Consider the following 20,392-nt stretch of genomic DNA (forward strand, 5'->3'; position numbering starts at 1 on the left):
ATAATTATTAATTAATCTCGTCCAATGTGATCGGCAATCCCGTACGGAGTTGCAAAGTTCCCGAAGTGATGATTGTATCTCCTATATTTAAGCCTTGAAGTATTTGCACTTCAGCTTCGGTACGGATACCGGTAGTAACCTCTACCGGCTCTGCCTTACCCGATTTATAAAGAAAAATCTTGTCCTTGCCCATTTCCGGTATTATTGCTTCGGATGGCACTGCAATGGCGTCTTTTATTTCGTTTTTGTTCAGCTTGATGTTGGCGTAGCGTCCGGGCAGTACGGCTCCATTGGCATTGGGATAGAGCGCACGGATGGTCAGTGTATGGGTAGTAGGGTCTATTTTGGATTCGCGTGCATAGACTGTAGCATGGAAGGTGTTTAATTTCCCTTCAAGGGTGAACTCCAGTCCTGCACCGGTTTTTACATCGTTGGCATATCGTTCGGGGACGGCGAACTCAACTTTTAAAGGAGATATCTTGGTCAGTTTGGCGACGATGGTAGTGGGGGACGCATAGGTTCCGGCGCTGACTTGGCGCAAACCGATGACACCGTCGAACGGTGCGCGCAGTTCTGTTTGCAGAATATTGGCTTTTATCAATTCTATGTCGGCATTCAAGGTGGCAAGGTCAGTCTTTACCTGCTCGTACGCTTCCTTGCTGACCGCATCTCTTTCCAGCAACGCATTTTGGCGGAATACACGGTCCTCTGCCAATTTCAATTGGGATACCAGTCTTTGAAGTTGCGCTTGTAAAGGGCGGTCGTTTACTTTTGCCAGCAGTTGTCCTTTCTTGACAAAGCTGCCTTCCTCAAAATTTATTTCGATGATTTTGCCTGAAGTCTCGAACGAGAGGTCCACCTCTTCATCCGGCAGCAGGCTGCCGCTGATTTGGATTTCATCTTTCAATAATTGCGGCTTTATGATTTTGGCGTTTACATTCAGTATTTTCTTGCCACCGCGTTGCCTGCTCATCACCTTGTCGGCAGCCGCCAACTCTTCATTCTCTTTGGGAAGTCGGGAGTATATGCCTCCCCCTATCAGTCCGGCACCAATGACTAGGATGATGCCCCATTTCACTTTTTTATTCATGTTGTAGTATTAGTAGTATAAATTCAGCCTTAGGTCTTGGACAAAAGGAGAATAGAAAGGTTTAAAATCGGAAAGGTTAAAAAAAGTGATAAAGTCCGGACGGTTAATAAGCTGCGCGGTATTTCCCTTCTTCTTTATCTTCCAACATTCCCAGATAGGACGTGTAGCGGGATTCGCTGATGTAATGCTCCTCTACGGCTTTGCGTACAGCGCATCCGGGTTCCTTGCGATGGGTGCAATTGCTGTAACGGCAGTCGGCAGATGTTTTGAATATTTCCGGGAAGTAATGTCCGATCTCTTCTTCCTCCATATCAAAAGTCCCGAATCCTTTTATCCCCGGTGTGTCAATGATATAGCCGTTTCCCGAAACGGGGAACATTTCAGAGAAGGTGGTCGTATGCATTCCTTTGTTGTGGTAGGCGGATATTTCACCGGTCTTGATATCCAGATCCGGTAAGATGGCATTGATGAGAGTCGATTTTCCTACACCGGAATGTCCGGAAAAAAGAGTCGTTTTTCCTTTTAGTTCTTCTATTACCGCTTCAATGCCTTCTCCTTGAAGGGCAGATACTTTGAGGCAGGGGTATCCGATTGTGGTATATAGATTGATCAGTCCGTCCAAATAATGAAGTTCCTCTTTATTATAGGCATCTACCTTGTTGAAGATCAGTTTTACCGGGATTCGGTAAGCTTCGGCGGAAGCAAGAAAACGGTCAATAAACGTTGTGGAAGTTTCGGGGAAGTTTACAGTTACCACCAGTATGCATTGATCAAGATTGGCGGCAAGGATATGCGATTGTTTGGATAAATTGGATGCTCTGCGGATGATGTAGTTCTTCCGGTCTTCTATTTCGCTGATAAAGGCAGTGCCTTCCTGGTTCATGATGATTTGTACATGATCGCCTACGGCTACCGGGTTTGTGCTCCGGATGCCTTTCAGCCGGAAATTACCTTTGATTTTGCATTCAACGTAGTTTCCTTCGTCAGTCTTTACCAGATACCAACTTCCTGTATTTTTTATTACCAGTCCTTTCAATGTGATTATTGGTTGATAGGTGATGGTTGACAGGCGATAGTTGGCAGGTGATTGTTTTTACGCATGTCAACTGCCAACTATCGCTTATTAACTATCAATTTGATTTATACGGTCATAATTTCTTTGTCCTTTGCAGCCAGCATATCATCGATTTGCTTGATATACTTATCGTGGATTTTCTGCAGTTTCTCTTCACCGCTTTTTTGTGCATCTTCTGCCAGACCATCCTTCACGGATTTCTTCAGGGCATCAATTGCGTCGCGGCGTGCATTGCGCACACTGACTTTGGCTGTTTCTCCTTCACCTTTACACTGTTTGGCGAGTTGTTTACGGCGTTCTTCGGTCAACGGCGGGATGCCGATGCGGATAATCTCACCATTATTTTCGGGCATGATTCCGAGAGGCGAGTCGATGATTGCTTTTTCAATGACGCGGAACATGCTTTTGTCCCACGGTTTGATGGCAATGCTGCGTGCGTCCGGAGTAGTGACAGCTGCCACATTATTGATGGGCACCATGCTTCCATAAGAATCCACACGGATACCATCCAATAAACGGACGTCAGCTTTTCCGGCACGGATATGGACCAATGCTTCTTCGAGATACATAACGGCCATGTCCATTTTCTCTTGCGCTTCGTCTAAGATGTCTTTTACGTCTTTCATATTTCTTTGTTTTGGAATTGCTTTGATTTATAATTGAATTGAAAGCAAAAGTAGCGCATTTTTTGATTTTCTGCAATAACGCGCTTGTCTTTCTCGGTATTAATTGTGTACCAATGTGCCGATTTCTTCGCCTAGCATCACTTTCTTCAAGTTGCCTACTGTGTCCATATCAAATACGATAATGGGCAGGTTGTTTTCTTTGCACATGCATGTGGCGGTGAGATCCATTACTTTCAGTCCGCGTTTCAGCACTTCGTCATAAGTGATGTCGTGGAACTTCGTGGCAGTCGGGTCCTTTTCGGGATCGGCGGTATAGATACCGTCCACCCGGGTACCTTTCAACATGACGTCTGCTTCTATTTCAATGCCACGCAGGCTGGAACCTGTATCAGTCGTAAAGAACGGGTTACCTGTTCCGGCGGACATGATGACTACTTCGCCTGCTTCCATGCATTCAATGGCTTTCCATTTGTTGTAGAATTCCCCGATCGGTTCCATGCGGACTGCGGTCAATACGCGGGCCTTCACTCCGGCGGCTACCAAAGCGGAACTGAGCGCAAGACTGTTGATGACTGTAGCCAGCATACCCATCTGGTCGCCTTTCACACGGTCAAAGCCTTTGTTGGCGCCGCTCAGCCCACGGAAGATGTTCCCGCCGCCAATCACGATTCCTATTTGCACTCCCAGTTCATGGATTTCCTTGATCTGCGCTGCATATTCGGCCAGACGTTTTTCGTCTATACCGTATTGCTTCTCTCCCATCAGGCTTTCGCCGCTGAGTTTTAATAAGATTCTTTTGTATGTTGCCATATTATATAAGGTGTTATAGATTCTTTTCGGGCAAAGATAAAGAAATTAATCGGAAGGCATACCAAGAGAAGGACGGTTATTTTTTGATGACACAGGATGTGTATGTCTTGCGGGATAAATGTTTTAGGAAAGTTTACGTAAGCTGAAGAAAAAGCTTCCCGAGTTAGGACTAAAAGCTTATTGAGTTAAGAGAAAACTCTGTTCACAGCTTGCGAACGGATATCCGCAAGCTGCGAATATATATTCACGCCCTGCGAACGGATATTCATAGGCTGCGAACAAAGTTTTTCTTTCTTTTCAGCCGTAAGCTGTTACTCACTACGCTGACGCTGCTGAATGCCATTGCCGCGCCGGCTATCATCGGATTCAGCAGAAAACCGTTGATGGGATAGAGAATACCTGCGGCGATAGGCACACCGATCAGATTGTAGATAAATGCCCAGAAGAGATTCTGGCGGATAGTACGTACGGTCAGTCGGGACAACTTGAGGGCTTCCGGTATTTTTGTCAGGTCGGAAGAGATGATGGTCATCTTGGCAACATCCATGGCAATGTCGCTTCCACCTCCCATGGCAATGCTCAAGTCTGCTTGGGCAAGGGCTGCGCTGTCATTGATGCCGTCGCCTGCCATAGCTACCTTTTTGCCTTCTTTCTGCAGTTGGCTGATAAAGGCGGCTTTGTCCTGTGGCAACACTCCGGCTTTATAATGCGTGATTCCTGCCTGGCGGGCAATCTCTCCGGCGGTAGCTTCGTTGTCTCCGGTCAGCATATATACTTCAATGCCGGCGGCGCGCAGCTCTGCCACAGCCTGTATGGAAGTTGGCTTGATCCGGTCTGTGATGGCAGCTATTGCCAAAGCGGCGGTGTCGTCGGCAAACCAGATGACGGTTTGTGCTTCCGCCGTCAAGCGGGCGGCTTCAGCGGACAGGGCTGGACTGATACTTATCCGGTTTTCTTCCAACAACTTGCGGTTGCCGGCATAGTAGGTCTTGTCTTCCACCTGTCCCTTCACGCCTTTTCCGGTGATACTGTCAAAGTGTTCAATTTCCGTAAACCGGACATCTTTGAAATAACCTGCAATGGCTTCGGCAAGCGGATGTTCCGACAGTTTCTCCAGGCTGTAGAAAATGCTTTCTGCTCTTTCTGTCCGGTCATTCCATATTAAGTCACTGACTGCCGGTTTGCCTTCAGTCACAGTGCCGGTCTTGTCCAGGACAACCGTGTCTATCTTCTTGGCAATTTCCAGGCTTTCCGCGTCTTTTATCAGAATTCCTCTTTCGGCTCCTTTGCCTATTCCTACCATGATGGCGGTTGGAGTTGCCAGTCCCAGGGCGCACGGGCAGGCGATGATTAATACGGTGACTAAAGCCAGCAGGCCGTGCGTGAAGCCGTTTTCTCCATCCAGCAGCATCCACGCAATGAAAGATACTATGGCGATACCGATAATGACGGGAACGAAAATGCCTGCGATCTTGTCAACTAACTGCTGCACGGGTGCTTTGCTGCCTTGTGCATCTTGTACCATGTGTATGATTTTAGCCAGCAGCGTATCGGTTCCTACTTTTTCGGCCCGGAATCGGAAACTTCCTTGCTGATTGATGGTACCGGCAAATACTTTGGTGCCTTTGTACTTGGATACGGCTATCGGTTCACCGCTCAGCATGCTTTCATCTACAAATGATTCGCCTTCTGTGACGCTACCATCTACGGCGATGCGCTCACCGGGCTTTACTAAAAGAAGGTCTCCGGGTCGGATCTGTTCGATGGATATTTCCTGTTGTTCACCTGTAGGAGTGATGACGGTCACGTTTTTAGGTTGCAGTCCCATCAGCTTCTTGATGGCGGACGAAGTGTTGCCTTTTGCCTTTTCTTCCAGAAGCCGTCCTAACAGGATAAAGGCTATAATGACGCTGGCCGCTTCGAAATAGACATGAGGATGGATGCCCCTTGACAGCCAAAATTCCGGGAAGAGCATATTGAACAGGCTGAACAGATAAGCGATGCCGGTACTGTTTGCTACCAATGTATCCATATTGGCACTGCCATGTTCCAGTTGTTTCCAGGCGCTGACGAAGAAACTCCTGCCCAACCCAAAGATGATAGGGGTGGAAAGTGCCCACATGATCAGGTTGGCGTATGGCATATCCATGAAGAACATGCCGATGATGACAATCGGTACGGACAGGATGATGGCCCATGTCGTGCGGAATTTGAGCGCGCGATATTTTTTGTCGTGCGCTTGTTCGGCTTCTTCAAGCGTATTCCGGCCTTGTTGAATCAACAGGTCGTATCCTGCAGCCTGCACTGCTTGTTTCAAGGCCTCGGGAGAACATTGTGAGGGATCGTATTCCACTGTTGCCATGCCCGATGCATAGTTCACGGCGGCCTTGCTGACACCCGGTTGGTGATTCAGCGCCTTATCTACCCGCGCTGCGCAGGAAGCACAGCTCATGCCCAGTATGGGAAAACTTTCTTGAGTGATATTCTTATTTTCCATCGTGTGTAAAACTAGATCTTTTATTCGGAAACAAAGATAAGGCGGGGAAGTTTTACGGTGATTATGGAATTTGGGATTTAATTTATAAGATTATGTTTTAGTCACCCGTCCGGTACACTTATACTTCATCGAGCGGTTTGCGCTTGTTTTCTTTTAGCTTTTTGAAGTAACCGGGCGTCAATCCGGTGATACGCTTGAACTGGGCACTGAGATAGGCCGCACTTGAATAGTTCAGCTTGTCGGCAATCTCATTCAGGGAGAGTTCGCCGTAAACCAGCAATTCCTTGGCACGCTCTATCTTCTGGGCGATCAGGTATTTTTCGATGGTGGTATGAGTGATTTCCGAGAAAAGCTTGCTTAGGACGCTGTAGTCCCGGTTGAATTTTCCGGCCAGATAGTCGGACAGGTTGACCTTCAAGCTGCTGTCACTGTAATGTACCAGTTCGATGATGGCATCTTTTACCTGTTCAACCACTTGTAGCTTTTTGTCGTCCATCAGTTCGAAGCCGAGAGGTTCAAGTGCTGCTTTTACAGCAAGGCAAGTTTCATCCGTGACCTTATCGGGCAGTACGGCTATGCCCAGTTCTACCGAGACGGGATGCAGGTCCAACCGTTCAAGCTGCTCTTTTACAACCATGATGCAGCGCTTGCAGACCATATTCTTGATATGCAGGGTATTCTCGGGTGCCGATATAATCTTTGTCATATATCTGATTCTTAAGGGTGAGAGGATGTTTTGAATATGGAAAAGAACTTTTCCATTGCACAAAGATAGCGAAAACCGGGAGTAGAATGAAATTTACATGTTATATTTCTATTGGGCAGATACAAGGATATTGCCGCTGTCATACGTTGCTACGGTCGGTTTGTCAAGCTAAGTCCTATCAGGACTTTCCGAAAGGAGTTAGGGGAAATTGGAGAACATTTTCTCATAAGTATTAAAATTTAATAGGTTTTGGGTAGCAAGACAGAGCCTGTGTGAGATTATTTTTTTTATACTACGTTTCTTTGCTATTTCATAGCTCTACTTTCCTACCTGTATTAGGTTTAACTTTCGGAGGCAAAGTTAATTATATTTTTCATAAACGCAAGTGTTTATATTAAAAATACCGTAAAATAATATCATGATTAGAATAAATATTTTCAAAATATGGATTGAAAAGTGATTTTTGCATAAAAAGAATAACTATATATGTTTAAGTTCTGATAGGACTTGGTATTTCTGCCGGTCTATTCTCTCCGAATCATGTGTTCGCTACGTCTTTAGCGACTTCAGAGAACCAGTCTGTTGCTGTTGTTCAGCAAGTAAGGAAAATTATCGGTACTGTAACCGATGCTGCCGGTGAGCCGGTCATTGGTGCTGCTGTTTTAGAAAAGGATAATGTTTCCAATGGTACTATTACCGATATTAATGGTAAATTCTCTCTTTCTGTTTCGAACAATGCCGTAATCAGCATTTCGTATATAGGATATATAACACAAAATATTAAGATAACCGGTCAGAACTCAATCAAGGTAGTGTTGATGGATGATACCCGGACGCTGGAAGAAGTGGTGGTGGTAGGCTATGGCTCTCAGAAGAAAGCGAATCTGACCGGTGCCGTATCTTCGGTCAAGATGGACGAGATACTGGGTGACCGTCCTATTTTGAATGTGTCTGACGCTCTTCAAGGAGCTGTTCCGGGATTGCAGGTCTCTAGTGGAGGCAATGCTCCCGGAACAAGTAAGTCTTTCCAGATTCGTGGCGCCTATTCCGTAGGTGTCAAGAACTCGGACGGTTCGTATGGCAATGCCATCAGGCCACTGGTGCTGATTGATAATGTGGAAGGTGACCTTGATATGGTGAATCCGGAAGACATCGAATCCATCAGTGTTTTGAAGGACGCTGCTTCTGCGGCTATCTATGGAGCACGTGCTGCCGGTGGTGTAATTGTAGTCACTACCAAGCGTCCCAAGGGAAGCTCTAAATTTTCATTGAATTACAATAACAACTTCGCTTTCGGAACAGCTGTCAACTTGCCTAAGCAGGCGCCTTTGATGGATTATCTGCAAGCTTATCTGGATTGCGGATATTCGGATGCCTATTGGTCGCTCGGTTCGCCAAGTGTCAGCAAATGGATGGAGTACCTCGGTGAATATCAGAAAAATCCGTCTGCTTTCAAGACGGTAGGCGATGGCATCTATATGGATGAATCCGGGGTGCCTTATTATCTGAACGAGAAGGATCTCTTTAAAAACTTTATGGAAACCAGTTTCCAGATGACTCATAATATTTCGGCTTCCGGAGGTACGGACAAACTCCGTTATCGTATTTCGGGAGGATATACTTCGAATGACGGTGTATTGATATCCGACCGTGATGAGTTTGAACGTATGAACATCAATACCTTCATTTCGGCCGATGTAACAGACTGGTTTACCCAGGAAGTGACAATGAGCTATGCCCACAGTTTGCAAACTTCACCCGGAGGAATGGGGGGAGTATATAGTACCCGTCTGATTTCATACTATCCTGAAGGGAATCTGCCGGCATCGGTCAATACTTTGGCGGATGAAGACCTCCCTTTGTTTACTCCGCGAAACCAGATTCTACTGTCGAATCCGGTAAAAAACAATAATGACAACCCGCGTATTTTCTTGAAATCCATCTTGAAACCGCTTAAAGGACTGGAAGCTGTATTTGAATATACATTCGATAAAAATATTTATGATTATCATTGGTACTCAGGACAGTATGACTACACTACCATTCAAGGAGGAAGCTCAAAGTCTTTCGTTGATGATTATCTGAGAAAATATAAGCAATACACGAATTATAATGCTATCAACGTATATGCTACGTATAGCAAGAACTTTGGCCACCATCATTTTAAGGTAATGGCCGGATTTAACCAGGAATCAAGTTATCAGGAAACGTTGGACGCTTACTCATACAATCAAGCTGTGATTGATGTGCCTGCAATGGGGTCCGGAACCGGAACTATCAAGACTACCGATTCATATAGTGAATATGCCGTACGCGGTGGTTTCTTCAGAGTCAACTATAACTATCAAGACAAATATTTGCTGGAAGTAAACGGGCGTTATGACGGATCTTCTAAATTTCCGAAGAGTTCCCGTTTCGGCTTTTTCCCTTCAGTGTCGGCTGGCTGGCAGATTGCACAGGAGAGTTTTATGGAATCTACGCATGACTGGCTGGACGGGTTGAAAATCCGTGCATCGTATGGTGTGATCGGTAACCAGAATGTGAATCCATATACATTTACTCCGACCATGAGTGTCAATAACAAGTCCACTTCTTGGATTGTCGATAATACGTATGTTACTTCCATCAGTTCGTTGCCGGCATTGGTAAGCCAGAATTTTACCTGGGAAAAAGTGGGTACGGTCAATGTAGGGCTGGACGTGAACTTGTTCAATAACCGCCTGAACGGTGTATTCGAATGGTACCAGCGTAATACTAGCGGCATGCTTGCCCCGGGTGTACAGTTGCCTGCTGTGGTAGGTGCCAGTGCTCCTTACCAGAATACGGCCGACATGCGTACCCAAGGTTGGGAAGTGAGTCTGAACTGGCGCGACCAGATCGGTAAAGTAGGATACCGTCTGGGTTTTAATCTCTTTGACTATAAGTCAAAAATAACCAAGTACGATGATAACGCAGCCACCAAGCTGCTAAGCAGTTTCTATCCCGGACAGGTGATGGGGGAAATATGGGGCTATGTAACAGATGGTTACTATACGGTGGATGATTTTGAAGATACTTCATCTTGGAAATTGAAAGAAGGCGTGACCTCGATTAACGGTTATAACGTGCGTCCGGGTGATGTGAAATTCAAGAACCTCCGTGATGATGAAAGCACCACCAATGTCATTACAAGCGGTGACAACACGTTCGATAACCCGGGTGACCGCAAGGTGATTGGCAATACGACCCCGCGTTACCAGTACGGCATTAATTTGGGAGTCAACTATGCAGGTTTCGACCTTAACGTAATGTTGCAGGGAACCGGAAAACGTGATTACTGGATTTCGAACGTTCTGACTTTCCCGATGAACGGTGATACCTTTGTTCCTTTGTTCGAAGGGTTGAGTGACTATTGGAGACCGAAAGATCCGGATAACGGTGACTGGACCGCAGTCAACCCGGATGCCAAGTATCCCCGCCTGTATGGCAACCGTGGCAATTCCGGTTCAAACCTTCGTGTAAGTGACGGATATCTGTCTGACGCTTCTTATCTCCGTATCAAAAACATTACCCTGTCTTATACTCTGCCTAAAAAGTGCTTGTCGCAGACTTTGCTTTCACAAATGAAGATGTTCGTCAGCATTGAAAACGCGGCTACTTTCACCTCTTTGCCTTCGGGAATCGACCCGGAAAGAATAGAATGGAACTATCCGGCATTCCGCACGGTTTCATTCGGTATAAATGTTACATTATAAACTCTAATCTGATACATGAATATGAAAAAGATATTATTGTTTTTAACCCTTCTTACGGGGATGTTGCTGTCGGGATGCAACGATAGTTTTCTGGAAAAGTATCCTGTGACCAGCTTGACGCAGGAAAATGCTTTCAGGTCCTATGACAATTTTAAGGCTTTCATGTGGCCATGTTATGGAATGTTCTCCAATACGACCATTGCCACTTCTATTACTGATGTAGGTCGCAGTTCCCATTATCTGGGGGATGTGTATGCCGGATTTCTGAACCAGCGCGGAGCCAGCAGCCAGAATAAATACGCGTTTCAAACGGTGACCAATGCCACTTCCGGTAATGGATGGGACTTTTCCAGCTTTATCCGCCGTGTCAATCTGATGCTCTCGCATGTGGATGCTTCTGATATGACGGAGGCTGAAAAGAACCACTGGAAAGCTGTCGGATATTTCTTCCATTCATTCTGGTATATGGAACTTATCGACCGTTTTGGTGATGTGCCTTGGATTGATAAGCCGCTGGACGAAACCTCGGAAGAGGCTTACGCTGCCCGGATGCCTCGCTTCGAAGTAGCCGACAAGGTATTGGAACGTTTGTTGTGGGCGGAAGAGAATATCGGTGACGCAGCGGTTTATAATAAGAAGGACGGTTCGAATACCATCAACCGCGACTGTGTGCGTGCGGCTCTCTCACGTTTCACATTGCGTGAGGCTACTTGGCGTAAATACCATGAAATGGGAAGTTATGATAAATATTTCACGGAATGTATCCGTGTTTCCAAGCTGCTGATAGCGGACTATCCGACATTGTTTTATGGAACGGACGGACAGCCGGCGGCCGGATATGGTGAAATGTGGACATCGGAAGACTTGAGCAAGGTGCAGGGGATTATTTTATACCATCAATGGCTGGAAACAATCAAACCGGGGCACGCGTGCTATTATGAACATACTTCCTCGCATGACATAGAGATGCATCAGGGAACGGTTGACTTGTATTTGTGCAAAGACGGAAAGACGATTTCCCACTCAGACCTGTACCAGGGAGACAAGGATATCTATTCAACATTCCGTAACCGTGACCCGCGCATGTATCACACCATCATGCCTCCTTACAGAGTGAAAGACGGCAAGGGGGATTATACTACTTGGTCTTATACCAGTGATCCCGCCGACCGTGAGTATATCGACCTCATGGGAGCGAATGAGTCGTGCAGCAATCCGGGTATCGGCATGAAGCGTTTGCCGGGACAGAACTGGAGCGCTTCACTGGTACGCCGTGTGCCGAACTTGCAGGGAGGCGCACAGTACACCATCGAAGGAAAGAAATATGGACCGCATGCTTATGTTGCCTGCCGTTCGGGCTATTATGTATGGAAAAACTGGGATAACTGGGAAGAGAATTATAACGCTGCCCGGATGAACACAGCCGATAAACCTGTCTTTAAAATTGAAGAGATTCTGCTGAATTATGCTGAGGCTATGTGTGAGACTAACCAGTTCACGCAGACGGTTGCGGGTGAGACAATCAATAAATTGCGTAAACGTGCCGGCGTGGCCGATATGGTAGTGGCGCAGATTGATGCTGATTTTGACCCGAACCGTGGAAAATATTATCCGAAGGGAAATGATAATGGAATCCTTGTTGACCCGATATTGTGGGAGATTCGTCGTGAACGTATTATTGAACTGATGGGAGAAGGATTCGGTTTCTACGATGTGCGCCGTTGGAGAATGGCTCCTTGGTTTGTGAATATGCAGCAGAAAGGCATGTGGATCTCGAAGAGTGAGCTTGGTACCTTGACGTTGCTTAACGAAACGACCGGGACATCTGATGGAGTAAACGGATCGATGACCGAAGGCTATATCTATCTGTTCAACGATCCGTTGAAAGAAGGAAAAGGCTGGCTTGAAAAATATTATCTCTATCAGGTTCCGCTGGAAGAAATTGCGCTTAATCCTAACCTGACTCAAAACCCGGGCTGGGAATAGAAAGAGTTTTGATTTGTTTTTTTGATTAGAAGAGGAAGAAGAGTGGCGAGACGTGATGTAGCGCCCTCTTCTTTCGTGATTTATGAAGTCCGCTGATTTTTGTGTATGGAGGAAGAACTGACGTCTGGCAGGCTGAATCCGGTTAGCGGCCGAATGCTTTTTCCACGACGTTCCGGCTGAGCCCTGTCTGCATGGCTCCCCTTATGAAAAGGTAGGCGAGGAAGGCAAGCCACAGTGCGTGGTTTCCCAGGAAAGAACGAAATCCATAGTACAAGGCAAAGAAACTGACGGCGGCAGCTGCCATGGACAGAAGCATGGCACGCGTGGCTGTGGCGCCGATGAAAACGCCGTCCCAGATGAAGGCGGCGATTCCGGTTACGGGTATGGCAAGTGCCCAGTAGAAATAAGTATCGGCGGCGGCTGTCACGTTCGTGTCGTCAGTCAGCAATTGGAGGAAGGCATTCCCGCCCAAGGCATAGCCCAGCGTAAAGAGAACGGCCATGATTCCTCCCCAGGCAAACAGGTGCCGGACGGTGTCTGTGAACGCTTCCCGGTTACGGGCGCCTATGTATCGCCCGCTCAGCGCTTCTCCGGCATAGGCAAATCCGTCCATTACGTACGAGAATAAGGTGAAGAGCTGCATCAGCAGGGTGTTTACCGCCAGTATGATTTCACCTTGTGAGGCTCCGGCGGAAGTGAAAAACAGGGTCACCGCCACGAGGCAAAGTGTGCGCAGGAATATATCCCGGTTGACTTGGAAGAAGCGTACCATCGCCTCTTTCTGCAATACGCCTCGCCAGACTATATATTTCCGGAGCCTTCCGTATGGGTGGTACCATAGCACGGCGCCCATGAACAGCCCTGCATATTGTGCGATCAGTGTTCCTAAGGCAACTCCTTCCACTTTCATGCCACATAGGTAAACCAGGCAGAGGCTGGCAATGATATTCACTATGTTTTGTGTGATGGCTATATACATGGGGATGCGTGAGTTCTGCATGCCGATGTACCAGCCGGATAGCCCGTACAGTCCCAGCATGGCAGGCGCTCCCCAGATGCAGATATGGAAATAGAGTGTGGCCAGTTCCTTGACCTCTTCTGTGGGATGAATCAACGTAAACGCTGCCTGGCGTATAGGCACTTGCAAAATGATGAGGCCGCATGCCACCGTCATCCCGATGCCCACGGCACGCAACAACAGGCGCGTCACTTCCGGCAAGTCCCGTTTCCCGAATGCTTGTGAAGTCATTCCGCTGGTGCCCATACGCAGGAAACCGAAGATCCAGTAGATGATATTGAACAACATGCCGCCCACGGCTATTGCTCCGATATAGGCCGGAGAACCTAAGTGCCCCACGATGGCTACGTCAATTAGTCCGAGTAAAGGAACGGTTATATTGGACACGATGGAAGGCAGCGCTATTTGCAGTATTTGTCTGTCTCTTGGACTCATTGTAACATTCATTTGATGAGGTTGGCAAAGTTACACAGAAAAAAGGTGAAAAGGAGGAAAAGATTAACTAAATTTCGGCTTGCGCAGGTTGATAATCGTTGCGGAAATCCGTAAATTTGTAGGTGGATTCTTACGGGAGACGCAGGAAGCTGTTTTACTAATTATACTTTGAAAATGAAAACCTTGGCTTTGTTTTTTACTTTGTTTCTGATGACTCCGGCGGTGCTTTGGGCACAGTCGGCCAATGAACTGCTTCAGAAGGTTTCGGAGGCGCTTTCTATGGGTAAGGATGACTATGCTGTGAGTTTGTTTCGCCAGACTGCGGATGTGGGAATAGAGCGGGCGGAGATGTTTTATTGGACGCGTGTGGATAAAAGCAGTGAGGTGGCTCCCCGGTTGGCACAGACATTGGCTGCCCGTTACAAGGAATCGAGGAATTATGATAAGGCTTATCTTTTCTATAAAGAGTTTCTGCAGAGATATCCGGAGGATGTTCCCGCCCTTGTGGCCTGTGCCGAGGCGGAAATGATGCGGGGAGAGGAAAAGGATGCGGTAAAGACGTATGAGAAGGTCTTGTTGCTGGATGCCGACAATCTGCAGGCGAATATCTTTTTAGGGAACTATTACTACCTGCAGGCCGAAAAGGAAAAGAAGAAGATTGAAGAGGATTATAAGAAGATTGCCTCTCCCACAAGGATGCAATATGCCCGTTACCGCAATGGGCTTACGGACATATTCACCAACAACTATACTAAAGCGAAAACCTACCTGCAACGGGTACTCCGGCAGTTCCCTTCCACGGAAGCGGGAAAGACGCTGGAAAAGATAAAGACGCTGGAAGCGGGAATGAAGTGAAACGCATGTTTACTTTTCATTCTCCGGCAATCCGGTCGAAGTCTTTTTGGTTTTGGCAATGATTTTGGAAAGTTCCGTATACGAACCGCCGTCCATCACTTCCTTGTCGGCATACCAGTTAACTTCGATTACATATTCATATCCTTCTTCATAGTCGAAACCTATGATGGCTTCTGTCAGCGGATACCAATTGTCATAGTTGAAGTACTCTTTGCTTTTAATCATGCAGCAAGATTTCAGAACCAGATTGCCCACATTATCATATACAGGTACGATTCTTTTCTCGGAGGCTACAATCATCCGGTAGGTTCCTCCATAGTTTTCTTTCTCGTCATCGCCGCATCCTCCCAAAGGAAGCATGAGCATTATCAGTAGTAAATATAAAAGTTTCTTCATAGTAGTGGAGTTAGTTATCTGTTGTTTCATTTTCCGGTAATCCTGTTGAATCGGTCTTTGTCTTGGAAATGATTTTGGACAATTCGTAATAAAAGCCGTTTCCGTCAAGATAATGTTTTACATTAATTACATATTCATATCCTTCTTCATACTCGAATCCCAGTATTGGGTGTATAAACGGATACCAGTAATCAATATCAAAAATCTCCTTGCACTTGGTCATCAAGCAAGATTTCAGCACTTTATCCTTCCCTCCGGTTGGTGGATAAACCAGCACCATTCTTTTCTCGGAAGCTACGGTAAGTTGGTAAGTTCCTTCGTAGGCTTCGTTTTCGTCATCGCTGCATCCCCCAAAGGAAGCATGAGCACCATTAGCAATAAATAGATGATTTTTTTCATACGCTTGTTGTTTTAAATTAATACGGTAAGCCGATTTTAGGTTTATTGCCATAAATTTAATGAAAAAATAGCTTTAATCAAAGTTTTTTGTCTCTTTATATATGTGCACACCGTTTTTTTATGTGCAGGAATATGTGAATGGATAGCGTAACCGGTCATTGGGCTTCGGATAAAGTGTTTTGTAGTCTGTTCCTCATAGCAGAACAGTTTGTTTCCTATATCCAAACAATTTGTTTTCCTAAACTAAACGTTTTGTTTTCCTTATCTGAATTATTCGTTTTTCTTGTGGGAAACACTTTGTTTGAATGAATTAAACAAAGCGTTTTGTAGCATGGAATATTTTGTTCGATGCTGTGAACTAATGAGTTAGGTGACAGATAAAGAAGCCATCACGCATCTATCACGGGTATCCGTCACGGGATAGATGTCTATGTATCAAATCGATAGAGTACATTCCGTGACAGCGTGACGGATAAATTACGTTTTTAAACTTTATGATGGAGCCCCATTATAACAATCCCAGGGCATCCGCTCAATAAAGTTGACTTTTTAAATGAGCCGTGAACTATAGGATGTGTTGCACTTCCTTGAACAAGTATTCACGTTCTTGTCCGTTCTCGTCTTCCAATACGAAACGTCCGTCGGATTCCACACGCAGCAGGCGGGCAAGAAATTGCCCTCCGGTGTCTTGGTAGAGATGGAAACCGCGGCGGCGAAAAAGGGAACGGGCGTACCGGGCATTAATTTCAGCGGAATAGGTCGCGAAGTTTTCCAGTTGGAGCCCCTTGTAGTATATTTCTATGCGTCTCAGTATGTGGGAAAGGATTTCATGGCGGTCATGTTCTTTTCCGCTGATTTGTTTCAAAGATACAGGATTGGGGGCATCACTGTGGAATGCTTCTTGGTTGATGTTGATGCCGATACCCGCAATGCTGCGTCCGATGTGGTGTCCGGTAAGGTCGTTTTCTATCAGGATGCCGCAGATTTTCTTTTCTTTCCAGTAAATGTCATTCGGCCATTTGATGGTGATGTCATCCGACCATCTGCTCAACTCCTCCTTGATGGCGAGAGATACGATTTGCGAGAGAATAAACTGGTGGTGGGCTTCCAGAAAAGTAGGGTAGAGCACGAGGCTGAATAGCAGGTTCTTCCCTTTCTCGGCCTCCCAGCTGTTACCGCGTTGACCTTTGCCGGAAGTCTGGAATTCGGCGGCAACGGTAGTGAACTCTGCAACGTCTTCTTTCAGATCATTGCACAACTGGCTGATGTATTGGTTGGTGGAATCGGTTTCCTCCAGGACGACCAGCGGATAACGGAATGTTTCAGGGTTGGGCTTCATATTCGGCACGTAGTTTTTTGGTGAACTTCTTCAATACTTCTTCATACGAGTGGTCAATCAACTGCCTTATCAGTTTGTCATCTGCGTCGCGATCCAGAAAAACCTGGTTCCAATACTTCTTATTGAAATGCCAGGCACCTTCAATGGCGTTATAGCGTTCACGTAGTTCAAGCGCATATTCCGGTTCGCATTTCATTGTAATTCTGTCGGGAGTATTGAGATTGATGCATAAAAACATTTTTCCCATTACCCGGATGACAAGGACGTCTTCACCGAAAGGCAAGTCTTCTGTCGTGGCCTTCTTGCTGAGGCTGTATTCGCGGGCGGTTTCTATATCCATGATGATATTGTAATTTACAGTTGTACGATTTATGTGACTCTGTCCCGTCACTTGTATTGTCACTCGCTTTTGGGTTAAAACATGGGCGGATAAAAAGCATCCTTTATGTGTTCTATCTTGAAGGTTCCCGGTTCGCCTACGACTGTCAGGATGTCGAAGCGAACCGGGATATCCAGGCGGAAGTGCTTGATGTAGGCATCGGCGGCTACCACAATCCGCCGTATTTTCTGCCAGTTGACGGCATCCTGCGGCTCTATGTAGTCCGTGTTGCTGCGTGTCTTCACTTCCACGATGACCAGCTCTTCATGCTTGGTAGCGACAATATCCAGTTCCAGGTGGTTCTTGCGCCAGTTCCGGTCGCGTATGGTGTAGCCGTTCTGTTCCAGATATCTGGCGGCGGCTTCTTCTCCTGCTTTCCCCAGAGTATTGTGCTGCGCCATTACTCTATGCCCTTAGCAGGCTTCAGCATGCCGTCGTGTCCGGGGCGGAAGAGAGCAGGCAACTGGCGCGTCTTGCCATTCAACGCATTTTCCGCGCTGCGTGTTGCGGGCATCGGGTTCTTTCCGGTAATCAGTTCGATGGCTTTGGCATACAGGGGTTCTTCATTGCTCATATAATCCCTAAGGATGTAGAACCTGCCCTGCTGGTTGTAGGGATTGGTCTCGTCCAGCTCTACATCCGGTTTGAATCCGTCTTGATAGTCTCCGAAATCTTCGGCATTGTAGCTTTGGAAGGTGATAGGAACAACCCGGTAGGTGTTGTCTCTGACTTTCATGTCTTCATATTCCATGCCCACGTTCTTGCCCGTGGTTCTTTCTCCTATCAGTATTACGTCCAAGTGTATTCCCTCTAAAGAATTAATGACAAGTTCACTGGAAGACGCTGTTCCGGTACCCACAAGGCAATAAACACGGGGCAGGTTGAGGGCTCCGGCCGACAAGGAAGTGCCTAAGTTGGGATAATTGGAGTAGGCAAACATCTCATGATCCTTTTGGTTGTTGCGTTCTGCCATTCTTTCATCGTTGTATCGCAGGCTGGTGAACACTTTGCCTTGCGAGGCGCTGCCCGCAATGCAGGTTGCTATCAAGTTGGCCGACATGGTATGTCCGCCACCGTTGTAGCGCAGGTCCAGAATGAGGTCGGTGATGTTTTTACTCTTAAATTCCTTGAAAACATTGAATAACTCTTCGTCGAAGCCTGCCTCAAATCCGGAATAGACAAGATAGCCGATTTTGTGTCCTTCTATACCTTCCTCTACTTTACTGAAAAGCACCGGATTGTTGTACATGGCTTTGGAGGTGATGGTGTATCCTTTTTGGCCGGTCACGCCGCCTTCCCCTATGATATCTTCCGTAAGGGCGTAGCTGAATGCAGAGCTCGGGAGCAACAGGTTGTAATAGAAATCTTCAATGTTGCTGTTGTTGATCTTCTTTCCGTTTATCTGGCTTATCATCATTCCCCGTTTGAGTCCTGCTTCTGATGCCGGTGAGTCCGGGTATATGCCTTGGATGCAGAAGTAGGTGGTGCTTTGGGTTTGGCCGCTGATGGTCACGGGCGTTATTCCGGTGATACCGAAACTATATGCCAGTTCTTTATTTACGATTTTTGTAGCGCGGGTTGAGCTGATGTCGGGCAATAACTGGATATAGGAAAAGAGGCGGTAGTAGGTTTTACCGTCGCTGCCGGTATATGGCTTTTTGTCCAGCGTATTCTTTTCCATACTGCCTAAGGCGTCATAGAAAAAGGCTTCGTAATTCTTGGTGTAGTCAAGGTCTAACTTCTTGTAGTCGTCATTCCAGAGGTACATCTTTCTCAGATACTCGTCCACTTTCCCATTGATTTCCACATCTTCGGAAACAGTCGTGCTGCTTCCTTTCTGTATCACCTGGAAACTTGTGGTAGAATAGCCTTGCACCTGGATGGTAATAATCGAAGTGCGGTCTTTCGTGGAGGTTGTCGTAACCGAAAGTTTTATAGTGCCGGCTCCTTTTTCTCCTTCCGTGGTTTGCAGTTTGCACCAGGTAGAGTTAGTGTGGGCTTTCCATTTGGCGGCGGCATTGAAGCTTACAGACTGGGTACTTCCTGCTGTGAGTTCTACAGGAGTTCCTTCTTTCCAACTTTGTCCGGTTATGCCGGTCTGGCTTCCATTGTCATTGTCGTCGTCACTGCACGATGCAAAACTTATTGCTGCGAATAAGCATAGGAAAAAACTGAAATAATGTACCTGTTTCATACCTTTTAGTTTTATGGGTTTCCAAAAATACTTTTTTAATTCTTAAAATGAAATGATTTGGAGGATAACTTTGTTTTTACTGCTTAAAAAAACTTTTCTGGTTTGTTTTAGGTATCCCGACTATAAAAATTACGCATATTCTGTTTTGTTTTTACAGAAGTAAAAGTAATTTTGCAAGAAATATGAGAAAGAGAGACAAAACCTGTGCGAGAGCAACGCTGGAAGAACCGAAACGCGAACAGCGTATCGTATGCCTGATGAGCGAGGAAGAAATGCGGATTGTAGATCGTTATCTTGAAAAATATAAGATAACGAACAAGTCGCGTTGGCTCAGGGAGACTGTCCTCATGTTTATCCATAGGAATATGGAAGAAGATTATCCTACTTTGTTCGGTGAACATGATATGAGACGCTGATGGATGATAGCTATTACATGAAGCAGGCGCTTCTTGAAGCGCAAAAGGCCGGTGAGCGGGGAGAGGTACCCGTAGGTGCGGTGGTGGTTTGCAAGGACCGTATCATTGCGCGTGCCCATAATCTGACTGAAACATTGACAGATGTGACTGCCCATGCGGAAATGCAGGCTATTACCGCTGCCGCATCCACCCTTGGCGGAAAGTATCTGAATGAATGTGCGCTGTATGTTACGGTAGAGCCTTGCGTGATGTGTGCGGGCGCCATTGCCTGGGCGCAAACGGGGAAGCTTGTGTTCGGCGCCGAAGATGAAAAGAGAGGATATCAGCGTTATGCTCCTCAGGCATTACATCCTAAGACGATGGTTGTAAAGGGAGTGCTTGCAGACGAATGCGCCGCATTGATGAAGAACTTTTTTGCCGCCAAGCGGAAATGATTG

General features: G+C 46.4%; 18 protein-coding genes. 5 read left to right on the forward strand and 13 right to left on the reverse strand.

Going from position 1 to position 20,392, the window contains the following annotated elements; translation table 11 throughout:
- Positions 1 to 7 precede the first annotated feature (7 nt).
- The 6 genes from HMPREF9446_RS06385 to HMPREF9446_RS06410 all read right to left on the reverse strand — a co-directional run bounded on the left by HMPREF9446_RS06385 (position 8) and on the right by HMPREF9446_RS06410 (position 6,804).
- Positions 8 to 1,090, reverse strand: coding sequence for an efflux RND transporter periplasmic adaptor subunit (locus HMPREF9446_RS06385; protein WP_009124657.1), 1,083 nt, complete (start codon positions 1,088 to 1,090; stop codon positions 8 to 10).
- A gap of 103 nt (positions 1,091 to 1,193) precedes the next feature.
- Positions 1,194 to 2,126 (reverse strand): ribosome small subunit-dependent GTPase A, encoded by a 933-nt coding sequence (rsgA, locus tag HMPREF9446_RS06390; protein ID WP_009124658.1) that lies wholly within the window; start codon positions 2,124 to 2,126, stop codon positions 1,194 to 1,196.
- 104 nt (positions 2,127 to 2,230) lie between these two features.
- On the reverse strand, positions 2,231 to 2,791 hold the full coding sequence (gene frr, locus HMPREF9446_RS06395; RefSeq protein WP_009124659.1) for a ribosome recycling factor: 561 nt from the start codon (positions 2,789 to 2,791) through the stop codon (positions 2,231 to 2,233).
- A 99-nt stretch (positions 2,792 to 2,890) separates the two neighbouring features.
- Positions 2,891 to 3,601, reverse strand: a complete 711-nt coding sequence (gene pyrH, locus HMPREF9446_RS06400; protein WP_009124660.1) for a UMP kinase — start codon at positions 3,599 to 3,601, stop codon at positions 2,891 to 2,893.
- 265 nt (positions 3,602 to 3,866) lie between these two features.
- The gene (locus tag HMPREF9446_RS06405; RefSeq protein ID WP_009124662.1) at positions 3,867 to 6,098 is read right to left on the reverse strand and encodes a heavy metal translocating P-type ATPase; all 2,232 of its coding nucleotides are present in this window, start codon (positions 6,096 to 6,098) and stop codon (positions 3,867 to 3,869) included.
- 118 nt (positions 6,099 to 6,216) lie between these two features.
- Entirely contained in the window at positions 6,217 to 6,804 is a 588-nt protein-coding gene (locus tag HMPREF9446_RS06410) for a helix-turn-helix domain-containing protein (protein ID WP_009124663.1), read from the reverse strand.
- Positions 6,805 to 7,346: 542 nt separating this feature from the next.
- Between HMPREF9446_RS06410 and HMPREF9446_RS06415 the strand changes: the two genes are divergently transcribed.
- Both HMPREF9446_RS06415 and HMPREF9446_RS06420 read left to right on the forward strand, forming a co-directional pair.
- On the forward strand, positions 7,347 to 10,538 hold the full coding sequence (locus HMPREF9446_RS06415) for a SusC/RagA family TonB-linked outer membrane protein (RefSeq protein WP_009124664.1): 3,192 nt from the start codon (positions 7,347 to 7,349) through the stop codon (positions 10,536 to 10,538).
- Between the two features lie 15 nt (positions 10,539 to 10,553).
- Positions 10,554 to 12,524, forward strand: coding sequence for a RagB/SusD family nutrient uptake outer membrane protein (locus tag HMPREF9446_RS06420; protein ID WP_009124665.1), 1,971 nt, complete (start codon positions 10,554 to 10,556; stop codon positions 12,522 to 12,524).
- A gap of 142 nt (positions 12,525 to 12,666) precedes the next feature.
- On the opposite strand, the gene HMPREF9446_RS06425 is transcribed toward HMPREF9446_RS06420, so the two are convergent.
- Positions 12,667 to 13,977 (reverse strand): MATE family efflux transporter, encoded by a 1,311-nt coding sequence (locus HMPREF9446_RS06425; protein WP_039968697.1) that lies wholly within the window; start codon positions 13,975 to 13,977, stop codon positions 12,667 to 12,669.
- A gap of 174 nt (positions 13,978 to 14,151) precedes the next feature.
- On the opposite strand from HMPREF9446_RS06425, the gene HMPREF9446_RS06430 reads away from it, so the two are divergent.
- On the forward strand, positions 14,152 to 14,832 hold the full coding sequence (locus HMPREF9446_RS06430; RefSeq protein WP_009124667.1) for a tetratricopeptide repeat protein: 681 nt from the start codon (positions 14,152 to 14,154) through the stop codon (positions 14,830 to 14,832).
- A gap of 9 nt (positions 14,833 to 14,841) precedes the next feature.
- On the opposite strand, the gene HMPREF9446_RS06435 is transcribed toward HMPREF9446_RS06430, so the two are convergent.
- From HMPREF9446_RS06435 to HMPREF9446_RS06460, 6 genes are all read right to left on the reverse strand, one after another.
- Entirely contained in the window at positions 14,842 to 15,228 is a 387-nt protein-coding gene (locus HMPREF9446_RS06435; RefSeq protein WP_157243320.1) for a DUF4377 domain-containing protein, read from the reverse strand.
- Between the two features lie 10 nt (positions 15,229 to 15,238).
- On the reverse strand, positions 15,239 to 15,679 hold the full coding sequence (locus HMPREF9446_RS06440; RefSeq protein ID WP_009124669.1) for a DUF4377 domain-containing protein: 441 nt from the start codon (positions 15,677 to 15,679) through the stop codon (positions 15,239 to 15,241).
- 513 nt (positions 15,680 to 16,192) lie between these two features.
- On the reverse strand, positions 16,193 to 16,966 hold the full coding sequence (locus HMPREF9446_RS06445; RefSeq protein WP_009124671.1) for a biotin--[acetyl-CoA-carboxylase] ligase: 774 nt from the start codon (positions 16,964 to 16,966) through the stop codon (positions 16,193 to 16,195).
- The gene (locus HMPREF9446_RS06450; RefSeq protein WP_009124672.1) at positions 16,950 to 17,306 is read right to left on the reverse strand and encodes an MmcQ/YjbR family DNA-binding protein; all 357 of its coding nucleotides are present in this window, start codon (positions 17,304 to 17,306) and stop codon (positions 16,950 to 16,952) included. Before HMPREF9446_RS06450 ends, HMPREF9446_RS06445 begins: the two co-directional genes overlap by 17 nt.
- 74 nt (positions 17,307 to 17,380) lie before the next feature.
- A complete protein-coding gene (locus HMPREF9446_RS06455; protein ID WP_009124673.1) occupies positions 17,381 to 17,746 on the reverse strand; it encodes a YraN family protein in 366 nt (121 codons plus the stop codon).
- The gene (locus tag HMPREF9446_RS06460) at positions 17,746 to 19,539 is read right to left on the reverse strand and encodes a S41 family peptidase (RefSeq protein WP_009124674.1); all 1,794 of its coding nucleotides are present in this window, start codon (positions 19,537 to 19,539) and stop codon (positions 17,746 to 17,748) included. Before HMPREF9446_RS06460 ends, HMPREF9446_RS06455 begins: the two co-directional genes overlap by 1 nt.
- A 182-nt stretch (positions 19,540 to 19,721) precedes the next feature.
- Between HMPREF9446_RS06460 and HMPREF9446_RS06465 the strand changes: the two genes are divergently transcribed.
- Both HMPREF9446_RS06465 and HMPREF9446_RS06470 read left to right on the forward strand, forming a co-directional pair.
- Positions 19,722 to 19,955, forward strand: a complete 234-nt coding sequence (locus tag HMPREF9446_RS06465; protein ID WP_009124675.1) for a hypothetical protein — start codon at positions 19,722 to 19,724, stop codon at positions 19,953 to 19,955.
- The gene (locus tag HMPREF9446_RS06470; RefSeq protein WP_009124676.1) at positions 19,955 to 20,389 is read left to right on the forward strand and encodes a nucleoside deaminase; all 435 of its coding nucleotides are present in this window, start codon (positions 19,955 to 19,957) and stop codon (positions 20,387 to 20,389) included. The genes HMPREF9446_RS06465 and HMPREF9446_RS06470 overlap by 1 nt, the downstream gene beginning before the upstream one ends.
- Positions 20,390 to 20,392: the final 3 nt, after the last annotated feature.

Source organism: Bacteroides fluxus YIT 12057, from assembly GCF_000195635.1.
Taxonomy (GTDB): Bacteria; Bacteroidota; Bacteroidia; order Bacteroidales; family Bacteroidaceae; genus Bacteroides; species Bacteroides fluxus.

Coding starts and splice junctions, on each gene's coding strand:
- frr (WP_009124659.1), bottom strand. CDS start 2,791: ATGAAAGACGTAAAAGACATCTTAGACGAAGCGCAAGAGAAAATGGAC.
- HMPREF9446_RS06420 (WP_009124665.1), top strand. CDS start 10,554: ATGAATATGAAAAAGATATTATTGTTTTTAACCCTTCTTACGGGGATG.
- HMPREF9446_RS06430 (WP_009124667.1), top strand. CDS start 14,152: ATGAAAACCTTGGCTTTGTTTTTTACTTTGTTTCTGATGACTCCGGCG.
- HMPREF9446_RS06435 (WP_157243320.1), bottom strand. CDS start 15,228: ATGAAGAAACTTTTATATTTACTACTGATAATGCTCATGCTTCCTTTG.
- HMPREF9446_RS06445 (WP_009124671.1), bottom strand. CDS start 16,966: ATGAAGCCCAACCCTGAAACATTCCGTTATCCGCTGGTCGTCCTGGAG.
- HMPREF9446_RS06465 (WP_009124675.1), top strand. CDS start 19,722: ATGAGAAAGAGAGACAAAACCTGTGCGAGAGCAACGCTGGAAGAACCG.
- pyrH (WP_009124660.1), bottom strand. CDS start 3,601: ATGGCAACATACAAAAGAATCTTATTAAAACTCAGCGGCGAAAGCCTG.
- HMPREF9446_RS06440 (WP_009124669.1), bottom strand. CDS start 15,679: ATGGCAATAAACCTAAAATCGGCTTACCGTATTAATTTAAAACAACAA.
- HMPREF9446_RS06405 (WP_009124662.1), bottom strand. CDS start 6,098: ATGGAAAATAAGAATATCACTCAAGAAAGTTTTCCCATACTGGGCATG.
- HMPREF9446_RS06425 (WP_039968697.1), bottom strand. CDS start 13,977: ATGAGTCCAAGAGACAGACAAATACTGCAAATAGCGCTGCCTTCCATC.
- HMPREF9446_RS06385 (WP_009124657.1), bottom strand. CDS start 1,090: ATGAATAAAAAAGTGAAATGGGGCATCATCCTAGTCATTGGTGCCGGA.
- HMPREF9446_RS06450 (WP_009124672.1), bottom strand. CDS start 17,306: ATGGATATAGAAACCGCCCGCGAATACAGCCTCAGCAAGAAGGCCACG.
- HMPREF9446_RS06455 (WP_009124673.1), bottom strand. CDS start 17,746: ATGGCGCAGCACAATACTCTGGGGAAAGCAGGAGAAGAAGCCGCCGCC.
- HMPREF9446_RS06470 (WP_009124676.1), top strand. CDS start 19,955: ATGGATGATAGCTATTACATGAAGCAGGCGCTTCTTGAAGCGCAAAAG.
- HMPREF9446_RS06410 (WP_009124663.1), bottom strand. CDS start 6,804: ATGACAAAGATTATATCGGCACCCGAGAATACCCTGCATATCAAGAAT.
- HMPREF9446_RS06460 (WP_009124674.1), bottom strand. CDS start 19,539: ATGAAACAGGTACATTATTTCAGTTTTTTCCTATGCTTATTCGCAGCA.